The sequence below is a fragment of the Rhodopseudomonas sp. BR0G17 genome (assembly GCF_010907025.1).
Taxonomy (GTDB): Bacteria; Pseudomonadota; Alphaproteobacteria; order Rhizobiales; family Xanthobacteraceae; genus Rhodopseudomonas; species Rhodopseudomonas palustris_H.
In genome coordinates this window covers 1-385 of record NZ_QUML01000247.1, presented here as the reverse complement: position 1 = coordinate 385, position 385 = coordinate 1, and the positions used below count along the sequence as shown (strand labels likewise).

The 385-nt window shown below is 60.8% G+C and carries 1 protein-coding gene and 1 pseudogene; both read right to left on the bottom strand.

Annotation, left to right across the window (positions count from 1 at the left end; genetic code table 11):
- Window positions 1-152 (bottom strand): annotated as a pseudogene (locus DY467_RS26820) (MmgE/PrpD family protein); the annotation flags it as partial.
- Window positions 153-164: 12 nt separating this feature from the next.
- The coding region (locus DY467_RS26065) for an acyl-CoA thioesterase (protein WP_283811836.1) at window positions 165-385 on the bottom strand (221 nt) is incomplete at its 5' end.

Sequence of the window (385 nt, the reverse complement as noted above, 5' to 3'; positions counted from 1 at the left end):
GCATTGTCGATAATCCGGTTTCCGATCATCTCCACCACCGCGGGCTCGACCGCAACCGGATCGGCAGCGACCCCCGCAATCTTCCAGGCAAGCTGCTCGTTGCGGGGTAGACGGTCGGCAGAACGGGCGGCTCGGACGGTATGCAGCTTCACGAAATCGTCTCCTCAGTGGGCAGGCGTATGGGTTGAGTTTGCTTCGATCGGGGTCGGCTTTCCTGCCGCGTCGACGGCAACCATCTCGAACGTGCCCCGAACCGCTAATTGGCGTTCTCCCGAAATCAGTGCTTCGCTGATGACGTCGACCGTGACCGTCATTGATGAGCGCCCGATACGGATCACGCGAGCCGTTAACTCGACGAGGTTTCCGACACGGACAGGGACGTGAA